This is a genomic window from Actinospica robiniae DSM 44927, from assembly GCF_000504285.1.
Lineage (GTDB): Bacteria > Actinomycetota > Actinomycetes > Streptomycetales > Catenulisporaceae > Actinospica > Actinospica robiniae.
Genome location: NZ_KI632511.1, coordinates 2454353 through 2477644 on the forward strand (window position 1 = coordinate 2454353; position 23292 = coordinate 2477644).

A 23292-nucleotide genomic window follows, 5' to 3' on the forward strand; every position below is an offset into this window, starting at 1 on the left:
CCTCAGATCGAAGGAGCCTTCCATGCCCATCGTCACCGTTCAGCAGGGCCCGCGCAGCGTCGAGCTCAAGCGCGAGCTGGTCGCCAAGATCACCGACGCCTTCGTGGACGCGCTCAAGGTGCCCGCCGACACCGTCCAGGTGTGGATTCAGGAGACCCCGGCCGAGAACTGGGCCGTGGCCGGCCGGCTCATCGCGGACCGGACGAATTGAGGCTGCGGGCTCCCGGGTTCGTTCTGCCCGGAGACTCACGAGCTCACGAGCTCACGGCTCGCGGTCTCCGGTTCGAGTGGACGGGGAATCATCACGGCGGGTAGCCTTGTATTACTGCAAAGGTTACTTTGTATGAGTACAGAAAGGCGCCCGCCGTGACGTCGCTCGCCTCCGCCCTGGAGCCCATCGCCCGCCACCCGCTCGTCCCGCCGTCGCCGTGGCTCGAGGCGGTTCCGCTGGCCGGCGAACACGTCGCGCTCGAGCCACTGGGCCTCGAACACGCGGCGGAACTCTTCGCAGCGCTCGATCATGAGGACGTCTGGCGCTACATCCCGGGTGCGCGCCCGACCAACGAAGACGAGATGGCGGCCAACATCCACGGCATGCTGCGGCTGCAAGCGCTCGGCCAGCGCGTGCCGTGGCTCTACCGCGACCCGGCCAGCGGCGCCGCGATCGGCACCTCGTCCTACTGCCCGCCGGAAGAGCGGCAGCGCTCCGTGCACATCGGCGGCACGATGACGGCGCGTGCGTACTGGCGCACCGGCGTGAACACCGAAGCGAAGCTCCTGCTGATGACACACGCCTTCGAAACGCTCGGCGCGGTTCGGGTCGAGTGGCAGACCGATCATCTCAACGAGCGTTCTCAGGCCGCGATCGCCCGGCTCGGCGCTCAGCGAGAAGGCGTGCTGCGCAAGCACAAGCAGCGCCACGACGGCACCTGGCGCGACTCGGTGTTCTTCGGCCTTCTCGACACCGAGTGGCCGACCGCGAAGGAGCGGCTGCTCGAAAGGCTCGCCGCCCACCGCTGAGGAACGCCCGGGGGCACCCTGGCCTCGGTTGATCAGCCGCCGCAGCCGCCCGCCTTCGTGTCCGCAGCGCTCGCGATGTCCCCGGCGTTCGTCGTGCTCGAAGACGGGGCGGTCGACGGCTGCGTCGATGCGGCTCCCGAAAGCTGCGAGGGCGGGGCCGTCGGCGTTTTTGCCGCGTAAGGGCCTGCTCCCCCGGGTCCGTTCGCGATCAACGCGTAGGCAAGCGCGGGATCGAAGGCCCCGGCCGAGGCCGCGCAGCCGTCTGCCTGCCCCGGATCCTTGATCCACAGGTAGGCGTCGACAACCGAACTGCCCGTGTCGACCGTGGGCAGATGCCCCAGCGCGCGCCCTGACGGATCGCACCACGTGTTGCCCGGCCCGTTCCCGTTGCGACTTGTATCGATCACGATGTGCAGGCTGGAGGGGTTGCCCAAGTCCGCCAGGATCCGCTTGTCGTAGGCCACCTCGTCCGCGGTGGAACGGAAGTTGGACACGTTCGAGAAGATGCCGTCCGCGCTTCCCACCACGTCCGCGGCCTGCAGTCGCTTCGCCTGCACGGAGGCCGGGTTCCAGGCCGAGTTGCCGGCATCGAAGTAGACACGCGCCGCCGCGTCGGCCTGGTGCACGGCACGTCCCGCGAAGGCGATTGCCGCATCACGCTGAGAGGCCTCCTGCGAGTTGAGGCACGTCTGCGACGCCAATCCATCCGGCTCCACGATGACGATCACCTTATGCCCGCCCAGGCCTGCCGCGAAGGCCGTGGCCCAGGACTCGTAGTCGGCGACGTTCGGTGCCGCGCCGACCGCGTTCTTCGTGCAGTTGACCTCGGGTATCGCGTACAGCACAAGCACCGGGACAGCGCCCTGAGCCGTTGCGGCAGAGGTGACACTGGACACGCGTGCAGTAATGCGATCCGGATCATAGGTGGTGAACCAGACAGCCGCGGGTACCGCGCCTATCCGGGCATTGATGGCCGGTTCGTACGGGCTGTTCGCGTTGTTGGCGTCCCAGTACGCGACAGCCGAATGCGGATCGAGGTAGAAGTGCGTGCCCGCGGATAGAGCTCCGGTCTGTTCCGGGATCGTCGCGGCGCAAGCCGAACTCTGGCTCACCGCGGCTGTCACGCCAACAGCAGCCGCGAGCAGAACCGCTCCGGCAAGGAGCCGGGCCCGACGCCCGGGTATGTGCCACGTCACACGCATGACTGCATTCTCTATCATGAGCTCCATGCGAGCTTCGGGAACCTTCAAGGTGGTCGCGTTCACGTCGGCCTCGATCGCCCCGGACGCGGCCGCGAGCATAGAGAAGCACTACGAGGGTGACATTGCCGGACACTCGGCTACTTTGTTCGCAACTTCCCACGACCAGTGCGATGACGTCAGCTCGTGCAGGGGCGTGGAGGAATGCACATGCGTCGCCCTCGAGTCCTTCGAAGGCACGGTGAGCGGGCGCAACGGCGCGTTCGACTTCGCCCATTCGCCCGCGACTGCAGACGCCAACACCACCTGCGCCGACAAGATCTTCCGCATCGTGCCTGCCAGCGGCACAGGCCTGCTCACCGGCATCCACGGCACTGGCGGCATGGCGATCGACGCGGACGGCACGCACCGCATCTGGTTCGACTACGAACTGGGCTGACGGCAGGGCACGCGGCAACACACACGCAGACGCTCCACTATCGTGAGCGCCGTGGAGCGCAAGATCGAGTTCGAGCGACTGTTCAACATCCGCGACCTCGGAGGGTTGCGCACCAAGGACGGCCGCGCGGTGCGATCAGGCCTTTTGTACCGGGCCGACGGGCTGTTCAAGCTCAATGACGCGAGCGCCGAGGACCTTCGGCGGTTCGCGAAGCTGGACCTGCGCACGGTGATCGATCTGAGGTACCCGTGGGAGATCGAGCGCCAGGGTAAGGTCCCCGGCGCGGCGGCGCTGGCCTGGCACAATCTGAGCATCGAGCACCGGCCGTACGACCAGACTGTGGACAAGCCGGACCAGCCATCGGAACGCTTCTTCGCCGACCGCTACGCGGAAACCGCCCTCGACGGGAAGGCCCAGGTGCGCACGGCACTCGAGGTGATCGCAGACGCGGACAGCGCGCCACTGGCGTTCCACTGCAAGAGCGGGAAGGACCGCACCGGCATCATCGCGGCTCTGATACTCACGCTGATGGACGTCCCCGAGGCTGAGATCGTCGCGGATTATGCGCTCACCGAGGAGGCCCGTCCGCAATTCCTGGCGGACTGGTACGCCCAAAACGGTGCAGGCACCGCGGCTCCCATGCGCCACGTCTTCCGCGCTCCTGCCCGCGCGATGGAGTTGTTCCTGCTCGAACTCGCCCGCGACTACGGCTCCGTGCTCGAGTACATAGCGTCCACCGGTGCGGACGTGCCGGCGCTGGCCTCGGCTTTGCGCGATCGGTACCTCGACTGATTCGTTTTCGGGCTGATTCGTTTTCGGCCGGTCGCGCCCCAGGTCGCTAGTCGGTCAGAGACCTGAGCAGAAGGTCAGAGATGCCTTCCTGTAGGTCCGCACGATCCGGCATCACGGCCACTCGGAAGTAGTACGAGGCCATCAGCGACAGGATGCTCCAGGACGCGGCATCCGGATCCAGATCCGCGCGGAACTCGCCTGCGCGACGCCCCTCGCTCACCATCTCGGCCAGCGCGTCGGCCAGCACCCCCACGGCCTGCCGGGCAGCCGCGCCGATCTCCGGATCCGCGATCAGGCTCATGGCGTCCGCGAACAGCACTCCGTGCCCGGCGCCGGTGTGCATCGCCTCGATATGGCCGGGCGAGAGGATCTCCTCGAGCGCTCCCCGCACCCCCGTGCCGTGCCACGTCCGCCGCGCGAACGCCTCCCGCGCGTGCTCTCCCACCTGCTCGATCACGGCGACGTAGAGCGCGGACTTCGTCCCGAAGTTCTGGAACACCACCGGCTCGGTCACCCCGACGGCGGCGGCCACGTCCGACATCTTCGCCTTCTGGTACCCGACGCGGCCGAACACCTCGGTGGCCGCGGCAAGGATCGAGGCGCGCCGCTCGGCCGGAGCCAGGCGGGTACGGCGGCGGACGGGGGGCTCGACAGCGTTTTTGCCGGTCACGGATCTCATCGTAGCCGAGACTTGACATCCAACTTAGTCGCAACTAAGTTTGAACCACACTTAGTGGCGACTAAGGAGGGGCCATGTCACTCGCCAGCCGCATTCACGGCTCGCACCAGCACGGGCACAACCACAACCAGACGCCCGACGGAGGCCGGGACCAGCGCCAGAACCACCTCGTCGAGCAGGATGGGGACCACGACCACGACCGGACTTTCGCCGACAGCCACGGCTACGGTGACGGCCAACCCGCTGGGCGCGGCCAAACTCTCACCGACGGGCATGGCCGTGGCCACGGGTGGCACGGCTCGGGGGACGGTTCAGGGAACGACTCAGGGCACGGGCACGATCGCGGGCATGCGCACGGCCACGCCGGCGCTCACGGCAACGCGGACACCACCGGTATCACGCTCCATCACAGCCGGAGCTACGACGGCTTCGTCAACGCGTTCTTCGCCGGACGGAGGCCCGCGGTCTTCCGCAAGCTCGCCGGATTGAGCGGTGCCGAGCCGGGCGACCGGGCACTCGATGTCGGCTGCGGCACGGGATATCTGACCAGCATGCTCGCCGCAGCCGTGGCGCCCGGCGGCTCGGTCAGCGGAGTGGACGCATCGGCCGCCATGGTCGCCGAGGCAAACCGGCTCCGCTCGTCGACTCACTGCACGTACACCGTCGGGGCGGCCGAACGCTTGGAATTCGAGGACGGCCGGTTCGATGTGGTCACCAGCAGCCTGATGCTCCACCACCTGCCGACCGAGCTGCGGGTGCCGGCGCTGCGCGAGATGCGTCGAGTCCTGCGTCCGGGCGGCCGGGTGCTCATAGCCGAATTCCGTCCGCCACGCACCGGCCTCGGGCGCCGCGTGGTGGGCGCGATCACCGACCCGGCGATGCAGGAGGACCAGCGTCCGCTCCTGCCCGGCCTGTTCCGCGAGGCCGGATTCCCAGCCCCGCTCACCGGCGACCTGCGCCCTTGGGTCACCTATGCCATAGCGACCCGCGGCTGAGGCGGCCGGTGGGTCTGCGGGGGCCCACCGGACCGGCGGACCGGCGGACGGTCGACGGGGCGCAGCGCCATGGGGCCACGGGCCGCTCGGCGCGGGGCGATGTGCCGGGGCCGGTGGCAGGGCAGGGCGGCCAAGCAGGGAGTGGCGAGCCGACGGCGACACGGGGCGCTCGGCAGAAGGTGCGGCAAGGAAACAGAGACATCGAGGGACAGGGAGGTGATTTCATAGCAGCGTGCGAGTACTGGTCACCGGAGCTTTCGGGTATCTCGGCAGCGCGGTCGTCGATGCACTGATGACCGAAGGACACGATGTGCGTGCGCTGACGAGCAGGCGCACCGAAGTGCTTCATCCCGTGTCTGTCGCGTCCCAGTCCGTCGCGTCCGCGGCCGCGTTCACGAGGTCACCGTCCGCTGGAGCTTCGTCCGCAGGGTCCCCTTCCGCAGGGTCCGCGGCCGCTGGCTCTCCGTTCGCTGGGTCCGCGGCCACTGGCTCTCCGTTCGTCGGGTCTGCGTTCGACGGGTCTGCGTTCGACGGGTCTGCGCGCGGCACCGTGCAGGTGGTCCACGGGGATGTGCGCGATCCGGAGGCGATGCGTCGAGCTGTTAGCGACGTGGACGGCGTTTGCCACTTGGCAGCGCTCACGCGCGTGCGCGAGGCGGCTGAGCGTCTGGCCGAATACAAGGACGTCAACGAGCGGGGCACGGCGATCTTGGTTGCGGCGGCGGCCGCCGAAGCCGCGCACTCGGGACGTCCCGTCCGGTTCGTCCTGGCGTCGTCGGGGGCGGTCTACGGTGCACCTGACGTCCAGCCGATTCCGGAGGACCTCGACTTCACCGACACGCACGAGTACGGGCTGACCAAGCGCGCGGCGGAACGCGCGGTACTCGACGCCCCCTTGGACGGGCGCTTCGGAGCCGTCGCGCTGCGAGTGTTCAACGCGGCCGGGGCATCGGTCGACGGTCGGATCGGTGACGCGGACACGATCCTGCCGAAGGCCCTTGCCGTGGCTTCGGGGTCGCAGGCACAGTTGACGGTCAACGGCGACGGCACCGCCGTGCGCGACTTCGTGCACGTCCACGATGTCGCCCGGGCGTTCGTGGCCGCTCTGGCCTACGCGCAGCCGGACAGACGGGCGGTGTTCAACGTCGGCGCGGTCGGCGCGAGCGTGCTGGACATCGTCGCTGCCGTACGTAGCGTCAGCGGCCGAGCCGTGCCCGTCGAGCATCGGCCGGCGAGCGGTGAAGTGCCGAAGCTGCTCGCGGACACTCGGCGTATCAGAACCGAACTAGGCTGGACACCGATCTACGCCGACCTCGGCGCGATTGTCGCCGACGCATGGGCAGCGATCTCGGACTGAGCAGCCTAGCCGTCGAGTCGTTCCGCGGCTGAGCCGCCTGGCCCTCTGGGCCGCCCAAGCGGTGGCCGGCTCAGCCGCGCAGGCCTAGGCTGCTGAGCGACTCGACCGGCGGGCGGCCCAGCCGGATAGGCAGCTCGGCTGCTGAGCGGCTCGACCGGCGGGCGGCCCAACCGGGTAGGCAGCTCGGCTACTGAGCGGCTCGACCGGCGGGCGGCCCAACCGGGTAGGCAGCTCGGCTACTGAGCGGCTCGACCGGTGGCCGGCTCGACCGGGTAGGCAGCTCGGCTACTGAGCGACTCGACCGGCGGGCGGCCCAACCGGATAGGCAGCTCGGCTACTGAGCGACTCGACCGGTGGACGGCCCAGCCGGATAGGCAGCTCGGCTACTGAGCGACTCGACCGGCGGGCGGCCCAACCGGATAGGCAGCTCGGCTACTGAGCGACTCGACCGGCGGGCGGCCCAACCGGGTAGGCAGCTCGGCTACTGAGCGGCTCGACCGGTGGCCGGCTCGACCGGTGCACGGCGGGCAGGCAGCTCGGTTGCGGAGGGCTCGGCTGGTGGGAGCTCCACTGCTGAACGGCTTGGCCGCTGGGCCGTTGGGCGGTTTGGCTGCTAGACCGCACAGCGCGGGGCTCGCCGTACGGGCCTCTAAAAAACTGAAGATCCCCAGACCGACAGTTGGGCCGGCAGGTGCTGGCGGCGCCTAGATCAGGCGTGTCCGCCGAGTTCGTCCCTCTGCCGGATCAGCTCCTCCACGGCGCTGGGCAAGGTCGTCTCGAAGTCGATCAGCTTCGCCCAGCCCGGAGTCACCACGATCCGCACCATGCCGTCATAGAGCGAGTGAACCTCGGCTTCCCAGGCTGTGCGCTGCTCCGGTGTCATCATCGAAACGCCGTTCGTCGCGAGGAACTCATCCGGGATGCCCGCGACGACGTCGAGCTCTGCCTGACCGCGGATGAGCAGGATTTTCGGCGGATACGCGTCCGTGTCGATCGTCAGGGCGACTGTCGGGTTCTGGCGCAGAGCCTTGAGCTTCGGCGCGTTTTTCGCCGTGCACATGACAATCTCCGTGCCGTTCCAGGTGAACCCCATCGGGATGGCGCGGGGCGTGCCGTCCTTCGCGACGTAGGCCAGGCGCGTCAGCGGACGAGCGAGGAGTTCCTGACTGAGAGGACGCTTCAAGACGTCGGCGATGTCGCTCGGCTTCACGGGAGGCGCCTCTTCCGATAGGCGTTCATCAGTGCACCTCAGCCTAGAGCTCAGGCCCACTCATGCACGTCAGCGACACCCTCAAGCACCACCACCTAGCCATAGATCACACAGGCTAGCGGCATGTGATGGCCGTCACGCGTCACCGATTCGGCCTATCGACGCCGACCCTTTCCGCGCGCCCAGATCCGGGACATGCTGGGCCATCCCATTCCCGCGAACGGGACGCCCGTCCACCGACCCCGTCCCTTCGACCACCGCGAACGCGGGACCGGGCCGTTGGCCTGCGGCGGGACGAAGTTGCGTCGTGGCAGAACGGTCAGCACGCGGTCCAGGTCCACTGCGAACCCGGCCGGCTCGTTGAGCCCGGGACCCGCGCCGATCCAGGCCGTCACCACCGCCGGGCAAGGCGGCGGCGCCGTGGCCGGTCCATGGGGAGATGGCGACGAGACGTTGGGGAGCTTCCCCTTGTCTGGCGCGGTTCCAGCGTGCGAGAGCGCCTTGACGCCCGGCACCGCGCCCATCCTGAACGCCGCGCCTGCCGACGCGGCCTTCATCCCGACTACCGCCCCGCGAGACGGAGTCTTCGCCGACGCAGCCGTCGCCGGCCACGGCTCGACCTCGGCTCGCCCGCTCGTCGCCCTTATCAGGGTGCTCATGGTTACCACGGTATCGCGCGCCGCCCTCGAGTGCTCGGCAATTTCACGTACAAGAACGGGGAACCGAAGCAGGCCCGGCGCACGAAGGCCCGACCGCCTCAACCACAGGAGAAATCACACGGCACGACAGGCTCGACCGCTGTGGATGAAAAGCCGTGATGGCGAGCCCGACCGGTCCGATCCAAGGGCCAAACCCGCGCGCCCGACCGTTCCGGATGGAAGAGCCAACCTGGCTCTCGCAACCGTCCCGACCATCCCGATTGAAGAGCCAAAGTTGCGCGCCAGATCACCCGATCGAAGAGACAAGCCGACCCGACCGACCACCCGATCAAACGGGCAGGCCGACGCGCTCGACCTCGCTGCCGAGAGTTCTGCGGCGCAACCGTCCCGCCGCCACGCCTGGTCGACCTATCCCCATCCGTCACCGGAAGTCGCGGCCGCGCATGTTCGAGGGCTGCGCGGCGACGCGGAGGGGCTCGAGGCGGCCGGCGACGATGTTGATCGCGCCCGCGCCGTGGTCGGAGCGTTCGAGGTGGCCGATGATCCGCAGGGCTCCGTGGTTGAGCGCCACCTTCTTCTGGTCCTCCCACACGGTCGGGGAGCACACGATGTTCGCCAGGCCCGTCCCGTCCTCCAGGGACAGGAAGCACACGCCGCCGGCGGTCGGGGGGCGCTGGCGGTGGGTGACGATGCCGGCGATGCGGACCAGGTGGTGGTTCGGGACGTCGGCCAGGTCGGCGATGGACACGTGGCCGGTGGCCTTCAGTCGCTCGCGTACGTGGGCGATCGGGTGCGAGTCGGGGGACGCGCCGGCGGCCCAGAGGTCCGCGAAGGTCTGCTCGACGACGGTCATCTCCGGCAGCTTCGGCACCGATTCGGCTCCGGCTGTGCCCGGCAGGTGGCCGGCGTGGGTACCGGCGAGCGCTCCCGCTTGCCACAGCGCTTCGCGGCGGGTGAGGCCGAAGCAGGCGAACGCGCCGGCCGTCGCCAGTGCTTCGAGCACGGCTTTGGGCAGGTCGGTGCGGCGGACGAAGTCCTCAAGGTCGACGAACGGCCGGGCTTCTCGCTCAGCCGCCACGCACTCCGCACCCAACCGCTCGGTGGAGCGAGGTGGCTGGGAATCCTGCACGGCCGCCGAGCGCTCCGCACCCAACCGCTCGGTGGAGCGAGATGGGTGGGAATCCTGCACGGCCGCCGAGCGCTCCGCCGCCGAACTCTGCCCCGCTGCGCCGCCAACGGCGCGAGGCGGTTGCGCTTCGGACTCCGCCCCATCCCGCTCCGCCACCACGCGCTCGGCGGCGGATTGGCCGAGGGCGCGGACGGAGGCGAGGCCGAGGCGGATCGCGGGCTGGGGGTGGGCCGAGGCGTAGGGGTGGGTTGGGCGGTAGGGGCCGGCGGCGGGGGTCAGGGTTGCCTGGGCGGCTGAGGCGTTCACGTCGGGGCCTAGGACGGTCACGCCGTGGCGGCGGGCGTCGCCGATCAGGGTGGCGGGGCTGTAGAAGCCCATCGGCTGGTTGCGCAGCAGGGCTGCGGTGAACGCGGCTGGATAGTGCCTCTTGAGATACGAGCTCGCATACACCAGGTACGCGAACGAGATCGAGTGCGACTCCGGGAATCCGTATGAGGAGAACGCCTCGAGCTTCGCGTAGATGTCCTCGGCCAGTTCCCCGGCGATGCCCTTGGCCGCCATGCCCGACATCAACTGGCTCTTGAGCGCCAGCATCCGCTCGGTTGACCGCTTGGCGCCCATGGCGCGGCGCAGCTGGTCCGCTTGGGCGGGGGCGAAGCCGGCGGCGGCGACCGCCATCTGCATCACCTGCTCCTGGAACAGCGGCACGCCGAGGGTCCGGCGGAGCGGCTCCTCGAGCAGCGGGTGCGGTGCCTCGGCCTTTTCCATGCCCGCGCGCCTGCGCATGTACGGGTGGACCGCGCCGCCCTGCACCGGGCCTGGCCGGATCAGCGCGATCTCGACGACGAGGTCGTAGAACTCTCTGGGCTTCAGCCTCGGGAGCGTCGCCATCTGGGCGCGCGACTCGACTTGGAAGACGCCGATGGAGTCGGCGGCGCACAGCATGTCGTAGACCTCGGGGTCCTCAGTCGGGATCCGGCCGAGCGTCATGTCGACGCCGTGGTGCTCGCGCACCAGGTCGAAGGCGTCGTGCAGGGCGCCGAGCATGCCGAGGCCGAGCAGGTCGAACTTGACCAGGCCGCCGTCGGCGCAGTCGTCTTTGTCCCACTGCACCACCGAGCGGTTCTCCATCCGGGCCCACTCGGTCGGGCAGACCTCGGCCACCGGACGGTCGCACAGCACCATGCCGCCGGAGTGGATGCCGAGGTGTCGCGGCAGGCCGTGCAGGCCGGTGGCCAGTGCGAGTACGTCTGCTGGGATGCCGCTCTCGTCCAGGTCGGCGGCGCCTGTGTATGGGCCGATCGCGCGGGACCACGCGTCCTGCGCGCCGGACGGGTAGCCGAGCACGCGGGCCGCGTCGCGCACTGCCATCTTGCTTCGGTACGTGATGACGTTGGCCACCTGCGCGGCGTGGGTGCGACCGTAGGCGCGGTAGACGTGCTGGATCACCTCTTCGCGTCGGCTGGACTCGATGTCGAGGTCGATGTCCGGATAGCCTTCGCGCTCGGGGCTGAGGAAGCGTTCGAACACGAGCTTGAAGGCCACCGGGTCGACCGCGGTGATTCCGAGCGCGTAGCAAACTGCTGAGTTAGCTGCGGAACCGCGCCCCTGGGCCAGAATCCCGTTGTCCCGGCAGTATGCGGAGATGCCCTGCACGATCAGGAAGTAGCCCGCGAAGTCGTATTTGGCGATGACGCCGAGCTCGTAGTCCAGCTGCCGGTAGGCGTCGGGGCGTTCGCGCCGGGTGCCGTAGCGGTCGCGGGCGCCGTCCATCACCAGCTGGCGCAGCCAGGAGAATTCGTCTTCGAAGCCGTCAGGCACCGGGTAGTCCGGCAGGGACGGAGCGACGGCGGCGAAGTCGAACGTGCATTGGGCGGCCAGATCCACCGTCCGCGTGAGGATTCCGGGGAAGCGGGCGAAGCGCTCGGCCATCTCCTCGCCGGTGCGCAGATGGGAGGTCGGGCCGGGCGGGAGCCAGCCGTCGATCTCCTCCAGGGTGCGCCGGGCGCGCAACGCGGCGAGCGCGCAGGCGGTGGGAAAGTCCTTGGGCGCTGCGTAGTGCACCTGGTTGGTGACGACCGTCAGGGCCCTGTGACGGGACGCGAGTTCCGCCAGCGCGTCGTTGCGGGCGTCGTCCTCGGGCAGGTCGTGGTCGACCAGCTCGACCGCGACGTTGTCCCGGCCGAACAGCGCGCGCAGCCGGTCGAGCTCGCGGGAGGCAGCCTCCGGGCCGCCTCGGTCCATGGCTCGGGGAACCAGCCCTTTGCGACAGCCGGTGAGCACGGTCCAGCGTCCGTCTGCGCGGGCGGCGAGGTCTTCGAGGTCGTAGACGGCGCGGCCCTTGCCGTCGCCGCGCAGTCGGGCGTCGCCGATTGCCCGGGACAGGGCCCGGTATCCGTCCGGGTCGCGGGCAAGCAGCAGTAGGTGCGCGCCGGGCGGGTCTGGCACGCCGGTGCGCTCGGCCCGGTCGGCGGCCAGGGAGAGTTCGGCCCCGAACACGGTGCCCAAGCCGGTGCCTTTGGCGGCCTGGGCCAGTTGGACCGCGCCGTAGAGCCCGTCGTGGTCGGTGATCGCGAGAGCGGTCAGGCCGAGCCGCACGGCCTCGGCGACCATCTCGCGCGGCGAAGATGCGCCGTCGAGGAAGCTGTAGGCGGAGTGCGCGTGTAGTTCGGCGTAGGGGACGACGGAATCAGGGGTCGGATGCAGCGAGGACGGACGCGGGGGCGGAGCAAGGCGCACAGGGGCAAGCGGCGGGTCGTCGCCTGCAGGCGGGTCCGAGGGGTCCGGCGCGTCCGATACGTCGGTGAGTTCGAGGTCGCCGTGCCGGGTCCAGGACAGGGCGCGATTGAGCTCTCGCCAGGGCATCAGGGGATTGTTGAAGCTCATGCCGCAGCCTCGCCGACGATAGGCGGGCGGATGCATGAACTCAATGTGCTCATTTGTTCGCCAACAAGCTCGTTCACTGATACACCCCTTCCACCCGCCAGGCGCCGTGTTCGAGCGCGAGCAGGAACGCGCGGCCGTCCGCGACCGACAATTGCAGCCGGGCCCGGCGGCGGACGGCGGTGGACCAGGGGCGCTCGTGGTACGGCCAGGGGCCGGCCCAGCCGGTCACCCGCAGCCGGTCGCCGCCGAGCACCAGTACGGCGGGGCCAGCGGTCAGCCGGGCCCGGCCGGTCACCCCGACCTGCTCGCCGCGCGGGTCGAGCAGCTCGGCCGGGTACGGCTCGTCCGGGACCAGCGCGGGCGCGGGGGCGGGCAGGGCGCCGGGCCAGGGGGCCGCGGGGTCGTCGGCCGGGCCGATGGACGGGGTCTCGCCCCAGGGCAGCCGCCGAATCCGGGAACTCGGATCGCGTCCGCCGGTCTCGTGCAGCAGGGCCACGCCCTCGTGGCCGAGCATCGCTTGGACTCGCTCGGCCACCCGGCCCACTCGGTCCGGCACCTCCTCCCGGCCCCAAAGCGTCTGCTGGCTGCCGGTGTCGGTCTGCAGCGGGCCGGGGACCAGACGCAGGCAGGCGACCGGGTCGACGACGGCGCGGCCGTCGGCGTCGTCCTTGCCGGTTCCGGTGCGTCCGGATTCGTCTGATTCGCCGCGCGCGGAACGGGTCCGCCAGCCGTCAAGCTGCCAGCGCACCCGCTGCGCGAGCGCGGAGGCGGATAGGGCTGCGCCGAGTGCGTCGCCGTTGCGCCAGCTGCGCACGCTTTCCCGGCCGCTCTCGGTGACCAGCTCGATCCGGACGGCGGCGCAGGTCACCCCGGCAGCGGCCATGAGCGCGTGCCACCGGTCGGCCAGCGCCTTGGCGGCGAAGACGATCGGTTCGTCCTGCTCGGCCGGGGGGTCGAACAGGTGCTCGGCGCTCAGGTCCTCGCCCGGGCGGCGCGCGGCGGGCGGGCGCGGGTCGAGGCCGCGAGCCAGGCGGTGCGCCTGGGTTCCCACCACGCCGAAACGGTTGGCCACCGCGGCGGCGGGCAGGGCGGCGAACTCGCCGAGGGTGCGCAGGCCGAGGCGTCCGAGCAACTCGGCCAGGTCTGGTAGGTCGAGCACGTCGAGGGGATGCGGGGCGAGGAACGCGGACGCGTCTCCCAGCGGGACGATCAGCGGCTCGTCGACCGGGTGGCGAGCAGCCAAGCAAGCTGCGAAGGCTCCGTCGGCGACGGCAACTCCGCAACCGAGCGGGCCGCCGGCCGGAGTGCCGGCATCGGCCACGGCCTCGCGCACGCAAGCGGCCAGCAGTTTCTCGCCACCGTGGTAGCGGGCCGGGCCGCGGGCGGCGAGGACGATCAGCCCGGGGCGCACCACCTCCACCCCGGCCGCGACGTCCTCGACCGCCTGGACCACAGGCTCGAACCAGAGTTCCTCGGCACGTTCATCGCGCGAATGGAGGGTGAGTTCGGGACAGCGTCGCTGTGCGTCGCGTACGGCCTGCCCACGCCGCACCCCAGCAGCTCGGGCAGCCGGGGAGCAGGCCAGGACAGTGCGACGGGAACCGTTGCCGGCCAAGACGGCAGCGGGCATGTCGGGGTCGGCGCCCACGGCCAGCACCGGCCAGTCCGGGCACCAGACGGCGAGGACGCGGTCGGCGCCGGGCGGCGCGGCGTCGCGGGGCCCCTCGCCTGGGGAACTCGCACCCTGATCCACTGCTTACTCCATCGAAACGCTTTCCTATACGGCTCACCGGATCAGCCCGCGAGCGGAGCCGCACGCCAGGTTCAGGCCACGGCTGTGAGCCGGCGTATCCCGCCCTGGTCTTTCTCGGCCGGATCGAACGCGGGCGCACCCACCGCTCCGGACTCGACCCAGGGGGCCAGACCGCCTTCGTCGGCCGGGAGCCAGACCTGCGCGGTGCGTACGCGCCGAGCTCGGTCCTCGGCGGTCACGACCGCTTGGCCCCCGAGCAGACGGCCGGTGCCCGTACCGAGCCCCATCCAGCCGAGCCGTTTCACGCGCAGTACTGTGCGGGCGCTGGGCCAGGGGCCGAGCACGAGCAGTGCCGCCCGGTGCCGCTCCCCCGCCGCCGCGCCCTGCCGGAGTCTCGCGTCCACTCTCCGGGCCACCTGCGGGGAGACCGCGCCCGGCGGGCTGAGCAGCAGCAGGTCGACTCCGTCAGCCAGCACCGCGGACACCTCCGCCCACTGCTCGCCCGGCTCGGGCACCATGAGCAACCGCTGCAACGCCCCAGCCCGCACCGCGTGGGCGCCGAGCAGGCCGGCCAACGCCGCGCCGCCCAGCGCGCTCGCGCCCACCGCCGCGCACCACAGGCCCTGCCGCAACGCGCCGGCCAGCAGTGCGAGGGCGAGGTAGTCGACCGTCACGGGCCCGCCGCCCAAGATTGCGCCACCGAGGTGACGGCCGCCGACCAGCGACAGTGCCTCGCCGCGACGGACTCCGCCGGGGACGAGCGCGGCCAGCGGTTCGAGCAGAGCGATCGGGTCGCGACCGGCGGAGGCCGGGGCGGGGCCCGGAGCCGGGTCGGCCACGGGGTCGGCGGGTTCGGGCGTCATGCCGGTGACCACCGGCCGAAGCGGCGCGGCGGACGTCCGTGCGGCCAGCCGTTCGACCGCGGCCGCTAGCGCGGCGCGGCGGGCGGCGGGGTCCGCCGGCCGTTCTTCGAACAAATGAGCGACAGCCACAGCGCCAGTATCACCCGGCGCCCGGAGCGTGTCAAAGCCTGGAGAACGCTGACGCCGGATCAGATCCGGCGGCCGGCGCGGCCCCGCCGCGGCGGCCCGGTCACCCCGCGTGAGCTGGGCCGGAACGGCCGGGAGCGGTCGGCCGGCGCGGCCGGCCCGGTTGCTCCCGACGGGCGGTTCTGCTGGGATGCGGTCATGGCACCTCTCGCACACTCAGCCCTCTACGACTCCATCGGCGTCGGCTACGCCGCGGCTCGCCGGGAAGATCCCCGGTGGCGGGCGGCGATTCTCGACGCCCTCGGCGCAAGCTCGCCCGTGCTGAACGTGGGGGCTGGGGCCGGTTCGTACGAGCCCGACGACCGCTTCGTCGTCGCGCTCGACCCGTCGTCGGAGATGCTCTCCCAGCGGCCGGAGGGCGCGGCGCCGTGCGTGCTGGGCGTGGCCGAGCACCTGCCCGCGGCCGACGGGGCGTTCGGCGCGGCGATGGGCGTGCTGACGGTGCACCACTGGCCGGACTGGCGGCGAGGCCTGGCCGAGCTGCGCCGGGTGGCTGAGCGGCAGGTGCTGCTGGCCACCGACACCGAGCGGCTGGCGCAGTTCTGGCTGGCCCGCGACTACGCGCCCGAGCTCGCCGCGTACGAGCGCCGCCAGACCACCGCCGCCGAGGTCGCGGCCGAGCTGGGCACCGAGGACGTGCGGGTCATGTGGATGCCGCACGACTTCACCGATGCCGTCTACCCGGCGTTCTGGCGGCGCCCCGAAGCCTTCCTGGAGCAAGGGCTTTGGCGCCATTCCTCCGCGCTGGCCAAGCTCGAGCCCGAGGTGCGCCGCCGCGCGATGACGCGGCTCGCCGCGGATCTCGAGGACGGGACCTGGCACGCACGCAACGCCGAGCTGATGGAGCGTGCTGACTTCGACGCCGGCTTCCGCCTCGTCGTCAGCCGGCGCGACTCCTGATCAGCGCTGTTCGGGCAGCGGTACGCCACCCGATCATCCGCGGCCGGCGTCCGCCACCGCCGCCATCATCTTCTGGATCGCCTGCCGCGTCACGCCCAGCTCCCGGGCGACGTCGGCCTGGGAGAAGCCTTCGGCCATCAGCTTCTCGATCAGGTCCCGGCGCTCGCGGCTGAGCCTGCGGGCCGCGGCGGCGTGCTCGATCGCCGCGGCCCGCACCCGCAAGAGGTCCTCGAACAACTCGGTGTGCGCGGTGGATTCGATATGTTTGACCATGCAGTCATTGTGACAACCCCAGGTTGCCTATGTCAACCGGGGGTTGTCGCCTACGGAGGGAATCAGGGGACTTGCACGACGAGAACCAGAGCTTCGCCGCCGAGGCACTGCTGATAGGCGGGCGCGCGGGGGTCGGAAAAAGCACGCTCGGCTGGGAGATCTCGACCCAGTTGCAGAGCGCTGAGATCGGGCACGCCTACGTCGAGGGCGACTTCCTCGACCAGCTCTTCCCCGCGCCGGCACAGGACCCGAGCAAGAGCGGGATCACCGAGGCGAACCTGACCGCGATGTGGCGCAACTACTCGGCGCACGGGTGCCGACGGCTCGTCTACACCAACACCGTGTCAGTCCTCGAACCCGACTTGATCGTGCGTTCGCTGGGCGGCTCGGTGCGGGTGATCTCGGTGCTGCTGACCGCATCCGACGACGTCACGCGCGCACGCCTGGAGGCACGGGAGATCGGCAGCCAGCTCGAACCGCATGCGGAACGCAGTGCTCGCATGGCGTCCTACCTGCAGCAGACCGCGCCCGAATCGGTCTCGCGGGTGGCCACGGACGGACGGACCGTCGAGGAACTGGCGCGGTCGGTGATCGAACTCACCGGGTGGCTGACGGGCTCCGTTTGATCCCGGCGGCGCTCCCGCGAACGGACCGGCGACGGATCGCGACGAGCCGCAACAGTCTTGTCAGAGGCCTGTCGTGGCTCTAGTTTCTCCCTCACCCACACTACTCTCGGGAGGGATCAGCTTGCGCCACCAAGGCCTGCTACCCGGCGCGATCGCCGTCGTCACCCTCATCGCCGGCGCCGCGTTCGCGTCCCCGGCCGTGGCGGCCACCGCCGCGGCTCCGCACAACCCGCTGCTCAAGTACGTGCTCTCACAGGGCGATGACGACGACCAGGGCGATGATCCGGCGCTGTCAGCCCTCTGCCAGTCCTATGCGGGCGACACACACGTCTACCGGTCGATCGCGCCGAACCTCGACGTGATCTCCGGCGACACCGTCGTCCCGGTGGGCAGCCAGACCGGCTGCTACGCCGCGCAGAACGAGACGTCGGTGGCGGTCAACCCGGAGAACCCGCGCAACCTGGTCGCGGGCTCGAACGACTACCGGGTGTTCAACGACCGGGAGCAGCGCAACGACTCCTCGGGCTGGGCGTACACCTCCTTCGACGGCGGCCGCACCTGGAAGAACGTGCAACTGCCGGGGCTCACCTACGAGACCGGCGCGACCGGCGCACTGTCCGACATGGACGGAGCCGGCGACCCGGTGCTCGCCTTCGGTCCGCATAACACCGTCTACTACGCCAACATCGCCTTCTCACGCCTCAACGACGGCTCGGCCCTCGTGGTCTCGGTCTCCCACAACGGCGGACTGACCTGGGGCCAGCCGAGCATCGTGCAGATCGACGGCGCGGCGGCGGACGGCACGCCGACGGACACGGACTACTTCAACGACAAGAACTGGATCGCGGTCGACCCGCACACCGGCCAGGTGTACCTGACCTGGAGCCGCTTCACCTACGACGACTCGGGCGACTACCTCGAGTCGCCCATCATGCTCAAGACTTCGGTGGATCAGGGCAGGACCTGGTCCTCGGCGCGCCGCGTCTCGCCGACCACGACGGACTTCTCCGGCGGGCTGACGGCGTTCGCCCAGGGCTCCAACCCGCAGGTGGCCGCGGACGGAACGCTCTACGTGGCGTACGAGTCGTCCGTGTGCGCGACACTCGCCTGCACCGGTGCGTCAGACCATGACGAGACCGTCGTGGCCACCTCCCACGACCATGGCAGGACCTGGACGAACGCGCTGATCGGGCAGAACTTCGACTACCCGCTCAACGCCGACATCGGTGACGACGCCTTGACCGGCGAGAACTTCCGGATCAACTCGTACCCGCAGTTGACGATCGACCCGGTCACCCAGCACCTGTACGTGGTCTGGTCGGATGACCGCAACGGCCAGTACGACTCGTCCGGAGCGTCGGTGCAGACCGACGGCACGGCTTTCATCGCCGGCTCCGGCGACGGCCGGCACTGGAGCGACGTCACCGCGGCCGAGCCCGGAGGCGACGTGTTCTTCCCGGCCGTGGCCGCGAATGCGGGGAGGGTCGCAGTGACCTACTACACCCGCTCGTACGACCCGAGCGGCATCGACCTCGACTACGCCTACACCACCGTGGACCGGACGGGGCAGCACTCGCCGCAGCATCGCATCACCACCGCTTCGGAGAACCCTGATGTGCAGTTCGTCGGCGTCGGCGCAGTGAGCGGCCAGACCCTGCAGGGCGAGTTCATCGGCGACTACAGCGCCGTGGCCCTCGGCGCCGACGGGGTGTTGCACCCGGTCTGGACCGACTTCCGCGGCCGGCCCGGCGTCGATACGCCGCATCAGACGGTGGACACGCAGGCCATCCGGCTCCGGTAGCGAGATCCGGCAACAGCGAGCGCGTCCCTCCGGCTTCGGCGCGGGGGGACGCGCTCGGCGCTTTCGCGGGATTCCCATGCCCTCCGCGCACGGCCGGGAACCGGCCGTGATCTGCGCGAGCCCTCCCCGGGCGGTGGATCCGCGCGGGCTACCATGGCCCGGCAGGACGTCAGCTCGTTTGAACTCTTCGAAGGCGGATCGCTCATGGAGACCAGGGAACTCGGCCGCACCGGCCGGAACGTCGGTGTGATCGGGCTCGGCGCGTGGCAGCTCGGCGCCGACTGGGGGCAGGTGGACGAGGCGGACGCGTTCGCCACCCTGCGCGCGGCGGTGGAGGCGGGCGTCAGCTTCATCGACACGGCGGACGTCTACGGGGACGGGCGCAGCGAGCAGTTCGTCGGCCGCTTCCTGCGGGAGGCCGGGGCGCCGCTCACGGTGGCCACCAAGATGGGCCGCCGGGTGGCTCAGGAGGCAGCGAACTACAACGCCGAGAACTTCCTGGCCTGGAACGACCGCTCGCTGCGCAACCTCGACGTGGAGCGGATCGACCTGGTCCAGCTGCACTGCCCGCCGGACGAGGTCTACGCCGACGACCGGGTCTTCGACGCCCTCGACGACCTGGTCGAGCGCGGCCGGATCGCGGCGTACGGGGTGAGCGTGGAGACCTGCGAGCAGGCGCTGTCCGCGATCCGCCGGCCGAACCTGGCCTCGGTCCAGATCATCCTGAACGCGTTCCGGCTCAAGCCGCTCGAGCAGGTGCTGCCCGCCGCGCGCGCCGCGGGCGTCGGCATCATCGCGCGCGTCCCGCTGGCCAGCGGCCTGCTGTCGGGCCGGTACACGGTGAAGACGGAGTTCGCGGCCGACGACCACCGCGCGTTCAACCGCCACGGCGAGGCCTTCGACGTCGGCGAGACCTTCTCCGGCGTGGACTACGAGACCGGGCTCGAGGCGGTCGAGCGGCTGCGGCCGCTGGTGCCGGAGGGCGTGAGCCTGGCGCAGTTCGCGTTGCGCTGGATCGCGGATCAGGACGCTGTCAGCGTCGTCATTCCGGGTGCGCGCAATCCGGAGCAGGCCCGGGCGAACGCCGCGGCCGGCTCGCTGCCGCACCTGACGCCGGAGGCGCACCAGGCCGTATCCGAGGTCTACGACGAGTTGATCAAGCCTCTGGTCCACGACCGCTGGTAGCGGCACCGAAGACGCCGGGCGCCATTTAATTGCTGTTGGCAAGCAACAATATCTGGCGTACCGGCGCCGGGGACCTATCATGGCCGCAGCGGCGTGATCCAGGGACTACGGCAAGCGGGGTGCGGCGATGACCGTCGGTAGGGAGCGCATCACCATCGGCCTGGCCGCCGACGCGCCCGCGCAGGCCACCACGGCCGGCGCGGGCGCGGACGGCACCCGGGCCCAGCTGTTCGCCGAGGTGCTCACGGCCGGGCCGCTCTCGCGCACCCAGCTGGCCCAGCGCACCGGCTTGTCCCAGTCGACGGTGACCAAGGTCGTCAATCCGTTGATCGAGGCCGGCTACGTGGCGGAGACCGGCGAGCACAGCGTGGGCGTCGGGCGGCCGCAGCGGCTGCTCGAGGTGGCGGCGTCGCGGCACGCGGTGATCGGGGTGAAGCTGGCTCCTGGCACTGTCACCGGCGTGCTCACCGATCTGCGGGCGCAGGTGCTGTGCGTCCGGGAGCGGCGGCTGACGGCGGGTCATGATCCGGCGGCCGCGATATCTGCGGCCGCGGCCGTGGTGCTGGACCTCATGGCTTCCGACCGCGGCGCTCCGGACCGGCTGATCGGCGTGGGCGTGGGCGTCGGCGGGCACGTGGACCCGGGCGCGGGGCGGGTGGTGCACTCGGGCATCCTCGGCTGGGACGAGGTGGCGGTGGCGGCCCCGCTGGGCGCGGCGACCGGCCTGCCCACGGTCGTCGGCAACGACGTGGACGCGCTGGCGGTGGCAGAACGCTGGTTCGGACTCGGCCGCGGCGTGGACACCTTCGCACTGGTGACGGTGGGCCCGGGGATCGGCTGCGGGCTGTTCCTCGGCGGCGAGCTGTTCACCGGATCCAGCGGCCTGGCCGGGGAACTCGGCCACATCCCGGTGCGCGCCGACGGCGAGGAGTGCGGCTGCGGACGCCGCGGCTGCCTGGAGACGGTGGCCTCGGACGAGGCGATCCTGCGTGGTATCGAACGCGCCGGCGGAGCACGCCCGGCCTCGATCGAGGACGCGGTACGCCTGGCCCGGGCCGGCGACGCGGCGGCGGCCGCCGCGTTCACCTCGATGGGTGAGGAGCTCGGCAGAGCCCTGGCAACCCTGGGCAATCTGATCAACCCGGCCCGGATCATCCTGGCCGGAGAGCGTGCCGACGCGTTCGACCTGTTCGGCCAGTCCTGCGAGAACGCCTGGCGTGCCCACTCGTTCTCCACCGCCTCGCGTGACTGCGCCCTGACGGTGGACGTGACCGACGACGCGCAGTGGGCACGAGGCGCGGCCTGCCTGGTGATCCGGGAGGCAGTGGCGGGCTAGTGTCCCTCACCGCAAATTCGCTGCAGAAATCGGCCCCAGCGCCCGCCTGGCTGCGTTGCCGAAATGCCCACAGAAGACCGAGTATGAGGGCATCCCGGCGCCTTGCCAGACGAACGCTGGAACCGATTTCTCATGCAGCGGTTTTCCGAATCGGGACACTAGTGCCGCCGGAAGTCCGAATGGGCCGACAGGCTCCGCCGACCTGACCTGCTCCCCCGAGGCGCGAAGTTTCCGTACGCGAAGTGCGGAACCTCGATCTCCAGCTCGGCGAGTTCCGCCGTCGATGACTCGTCCAGGCATTCCGGGTCGAACGCGGTCCCGCAGCCGGTGCACAGCACGAACATACGGCTGCTTTCATGCACCGGGAGAACGCGGAACACGTGCTGCTCGGAGTGCAGTTCGCGAAGCTCGTATGCGCACTCTGCTTCACAGCGCAGGCAGAAGAACATGCCCTCCTCCACCCTGCGGACGGTTTTGCGGTACCCGGCCGAGAAAAGAAAGAACACGCGCGCTCCCCACCCAGCGTCCGACGACAACCGTTGAACTTACCAGCACTCGCAGTGTCCTGCCACCACGTCCTCGCGCACGGACGAACCGGCACGAGTCGGGCGCGACGCCGTCGCCTCGAATTTTTTTCTTGACTCACGAAAATCAGCTCGGCCATACTCCTCGTCATCCGGTCACCCGACCGGATCAGGGGCGGCCCTGCGCGGGCCGCCGCCTTGCCTCAGCTTGCTTCGACGCGGAAAGGCACCCTCGATGCGGACGGCGGATCTGCTCGGCGAGGCGACCCGCGCGGAGATCTTCAGCCAGGTGCTCACCGCCGGGCCGATCTCCCGCTCGGGCATCGCCACCCGGCTCGGGCTCTCCCCGTCCACGGTGACCCGGCTGCTGCCGGCCCTGCTGGAGGCGGACTACATCCGGGAGGGCGCGGAGGCCGAGCCGGCCACCGGACCAGGCCGTCCGCAGCGGATGCTGCGGGTCAACCTCGAGCGGCACCTGGTGGTCGGCGTGAAGATCGCGCCCGCGTCCGTCACCGCGGTGGTCACCGACCTCGGCGCCCGGGTGCTCGGCCGCGACGAGGTGCGGATCGACGGCTGCGCGCCGGTGACCGCGCTGACCGCGGCCGGACGCCTGGTGCGCCGGCTGCTGGCCCGGTTCCCGGACGGAGCGGCGCGTGCGCTCGGGATCGGGGTCGGCCTCGGCGGGCACGTCGAGGCGGGCGCCGGGCGCTGCCGCTACTCCGGCATCCTCGGCTGGCGCGACGTGGACGTGGCCGGCCCCCTGGCCGCGGCCACCGGACTGCCGGTGTACATCGGCAACGATGTCAATGCCCTGGTGGTGGCGCAGCGCTGGTTCGGCGCGGGCCGGGACACCGAGACCTTCGCCGTGGTGACGCTCGGCGCGGGCATCGGCTGCGGGCTGCTGGTGGACGGCACGCTGTTCACCGGATCCAGCGGCCTGGCCGGGGAATTCGGCCACATCCCGGTGGATCCGGCCGGCCCGAGCTGCTCCTGCGGGCGGCGCGGCTGCCTGGAGGCGCTGGCCGGCGATCCGGCCATCCTGGCCCGGCTGCGCCAAGCGGGCGTGGACGAGCCCGACGTCGAGTCGGCCGCTGCTCTGGCCCGGGGCGAGTACGGGCCCGGAGACCCGCTCGCGCCGCGGGCCCGGGCGGCCCGGGCCGCGTTCGCCGCGGCGGGCGACGCGCTCGGCCGGGGCCTGGCCACCCTGTGCAACCTGATCAATCCCGAGCTGGTGATCCTGGCCGGCGAGGGCGTGAGCGTCTACGACCTGATGCGCCCGGCCGCCGAGGACGCGCTGGCGCACCATTCCTTCTCCACCGCCGCGGCCGACTGCACCGTCCTGCTCGACCCGGTGGACGACGACATGTGGACGCGCGGCGCGGCCTGCCTGGTACTCCGGGCGACCGTCCGCGCCCCGGTGTCGTGAAACCCGCACCGAACCGGCACCACCGCAGTACCCGTACGTCGACGAGCACCGCCC

20 protein-coding genes are annotated in these 23292 nt (G+C 70.8%); 12 read left to right on the plus strand and 8 right to left on the minus strand.

The annotated features are described in order from the left end of the window. The first annotated feature begins 22 nt into the window (after nucleotides 1-22). Nucleotides 23-211, plus strand: coding sequence for a 4-oxalocrotonate tautomerase DmpI (dmpI, locus tag ACTRO_RS10450; RefSeq protein ID WP_034262946.1), 189 nt, complete (start codon nucleotides 23-25; stop codon nucleotides 209-211). Nucleotides 212-366: 155 nt separating this feature from the next. After that, a complete protein-coding gene (locus ACTRO_RS10455) occupies nucleotides 367-1020 on the plus strand; it encodes a GNAT family N-acetyltransferase (RefSeq protein WP_211244182.1) in 654 nt (217 codons plus the stop codon). 32 nt (nucleotides 1021-1052) lie between these two features. Here ACTRO_RS10455 and ACTRO_RS10460 read toward each other — a convergent pair whose 3' ends face one another. Further along, entirely contained in the window at nucleotides 1053-2285 is a 1233-nt protein-coding gene (locus ACTRO_RS10460; RefSeq protein WP_169739870.1) for a glycoside hydrolase family 6 protein, read from the minus strand. Between ACTRO_RS10460 and ACTRO_RS10465 the strand changes: the two genes are divergently transcribed. Both ACTRO_RS10465 and ACTRO_RS10470 read left to right on the plus strand, forming a co-directional pair. Beyond that, nucleotides 2272-2658, plus strand: a complete 387-nt coding sequence (locus ACTRO_RS10465; protein WP_245594349.1) for a DUF3224 domain-containing protein — start codon at nucleotides 2272-2274, stop codon at nucleotides 2656-2658. The genes ACTRO_RS10460 and ACTRO_RS10465 overlap by 14 nt on opposite strands. A gap of 51 nt (nucleotides 2659-2709) precedes the next feature. Then, nucleotides 2710-3450, plus strand: a complete 741-nt coding sequence (locus ACTRO_RS10470) for a tyrosine-protein phosphatase (protein ID WP_034262948.1) — start codon at nucleotides 2710-2712, stop codon at nucleotides 3448-3450. A 46-nt stretch (nucleotides 3451-3496) separates the two neighbouring features. Here the strand turns inward: ACTRO_RS10470 and ACTRO_RS10475 are convergent, their stop codons facing one another. After that, nucleotides 3497-4120, minus strand: coding sequence for a TetR/AcrR family transcriptional regulator (locus tag ACTRO_RS10475; protein WP_051450625.1), 624 nt, complete (start codon nucleotides 4118-4120; stop codon nucleotides 3497-3499). Nucleotides 4121-4203: 83 nt separating this feature from the next. Between ACTRO_RS10475 and ACTRO_RS50300 the strand changes: the two genes are divergently transcribed. Continuing rightward, a complete protein-coding gene (locus ACTRO_RS50300) occupies nucleotides 4204-5124 on the plus strand; it encodes a class I SAM-dependent methyltransferase (RefSeq protein WP_051450626.1) in 921 nt (306 codons plus the stop codon). Between the two features lie 232 nt (nucleotides 5125-5356). Further along, nucleotides 5357-6481: an NAD-dependent epimerase/dehydratase family protein gene (locus ACTRO_RS10485; RefSeq protein ID WP_157436051.1), complete on the plus strand. Its 1125-nt coding sequence runs from the start codon at nucleotides 5357-5359 to the stop codon at nucleotides 6479-6481. Nucleotides 6482-7190: 709 nt separating this feature from the next. Here the strand turns inward: ACTRO_RS10485 and ACTRO_RS10490 are convergent. From ACTRO_RS10490 to ACTRO_RS10505, 4 genes are all read right to left on the minus strand, one after another. Beyond that, nucleotides 7191-7691: a pyridoxamine 5'-phosphate oxidase family protein gene (locus tag ACTRO_RS10490; protein ID WP_034262950.1), complete on the minus strand. Its 501-nt coding sequence runs from the start codon at nucleotides 7689-7691 to the stop codon at nucleotides 7191-7193. Nucleotides 7692-8771: 1080 nt separating this feature from the next. Next, a complete protein-coding gene (locus tag ACTRO_RS10495; RefSeq protein ID WP_034262952.1) occupies nucleotides 8772-12365 on the minus strand; it encodes an error-prone DNA polymerase in 3594 nt (1197 codons plus the stop codon). Nucleotides 12366-12438: 73 nt separating this feature from the next. After that, the gene (locus tag ACTRO_RS10500; protein WP_034262953.1) at nucleotides 12439-14118 is read right to left on the minus strand and encodes a DNA polymerase Y family protein; all 1680 of its coding nucleotides are present in this window, start codon (nucleotides 14116-14118) and stop codon (nucleotides 12439-12441) included. A 71-nt stretch (nucleotides 14119-14189) separates the two neighbouring features. After that, a complete protein-coding gene (locus tag ACTRO_RS10505) occupies nucleotides 14190-15110 on the minus strand; it encodes a hypothetical protein (RefSeq protein WP_157436053.1) in 921 nt (306 codons plus the stop codon). A 195-nt stretch (nucleotides 15111-15305) separates the two neighbouring features. On the opposite strand from ACTRO_RS10505, the gene ACTRO_RS10510 reads away from it, so the two are divergent. Continuing rightward, complete coding sequence (locus ACTRO_RS10510) at nucleotides 15306-16067, plus strand: class I SAM-dependent methyltransferase (RefSeq protein ID WP_034274190.1); 762 nt, start codon at nucleotides 15306-15308, stop codon at nucleotides 16065-16067. 33 nt (nucleotides 16068-16100) lie between these two features. On the opposite strand, the gene ACTRO_RS10515 is transcribed toward ACTRO_RS10510, so the two are convergent. Beyond that, nucleotides 16101-16340, minus strand: coding sequence for a TrfB-related DNA-binding protein (locus ACTRO_RS10515; protein ID WP_034262954.1), 240 nt, complete (start codon nucleotides 16338-16340; stop codon nucleotides 16101-16103). A 71-nt stretch (nucleotides 16341-16411) separates the two neighbouring features. On the opposite strand from ACTRO_RS10515, the gene ACTRO_RS10520 reads away from it, so the two are divergent. The 4 genes from ACTRO_RS10520 (at nucleotide 16412) to ACTRO_RS10535 (ending at nucleotide 21288) form a co-directional block, all read left to right on the plus strand. Then, entirely contained in the window at nucleotides 16412-16966 is a 555-nt protein-coding gene (locus ACTRO_RS10520; protein WP_063627966.1) for a hypothetical protein, read from the plus strand. Between the two features lie 121 nt (nucleotides 16967-17087). Continuing rightward, the gene (locus ACTRO_RS10525) at nucleotides 17088-18767 is read left to right on the plus strand and encodes a sialidase family protein (protein WP_034262955.1); all 1680 of its coding nucleotides are present in this window, start codon (nucleotides 17088-17090) and stop codon (nucleotides 18765-18767) included. Nucleotides 18768-18971: 204 nt separating this feature from the next. Continuing rightward, on the plus strand, nucleotides 18972-19952 hold the full coding sequence (locus ACTRO_RS10530) for an aldo/keto reductase (protein ID WP_034274194.1): 981 nt from the start codon (nucleotides 18972-18974) through the stop codon (nucleotides 19950-19952). 127 nt (nucleotides 19953-20079) lie between these two features. After that, a complete protein-coding gene (locus ACTRO_RS10535) occupies nucleotides 20080-21288 on the plus strand; it encodes an ROK family transcriptional regulator (RefSeq protein ID WP_051450628.1) in 1209 nt (402 codons plus the stop codon). A gap of 158 nt (nucleotides 21289-21446) precedes the next feature. Here the strand turns inward: ACTRO_RS10535 and ACTRO_RS10540 are convergent, their stop codons facing one another. Next, complete coding sequence (locus ACTRO_RS10540) at nucleotides 21447-21794, minus strand: hypothetical protein (RefSeq protein ID WP_034262957.1); 348 nt, start codon at nucleotides 21792-21794, stop codon at nucleotides 21447-21449. A gap of 253 nt (nucleotides 21795-22047) precedes the next feature. Between ACTRO_RS10540 and ACTRO_RS10545 the strand changes: the two genes are divergently transcribed. Then, nucleotides 22048-23238: an ROK family transcriptional regulator gene (locus ACTRO_RS10545; protein WP_034262958.1), complete on the plus strand. Its 1191-nt coding sequence runs from the start codon at nucleotides 22048-22050 to the stop codon at nucleotides 23236-23238. The last annotated feature ends 54 nt before the right edge of the window (nucleotides 23239-23292 follow it).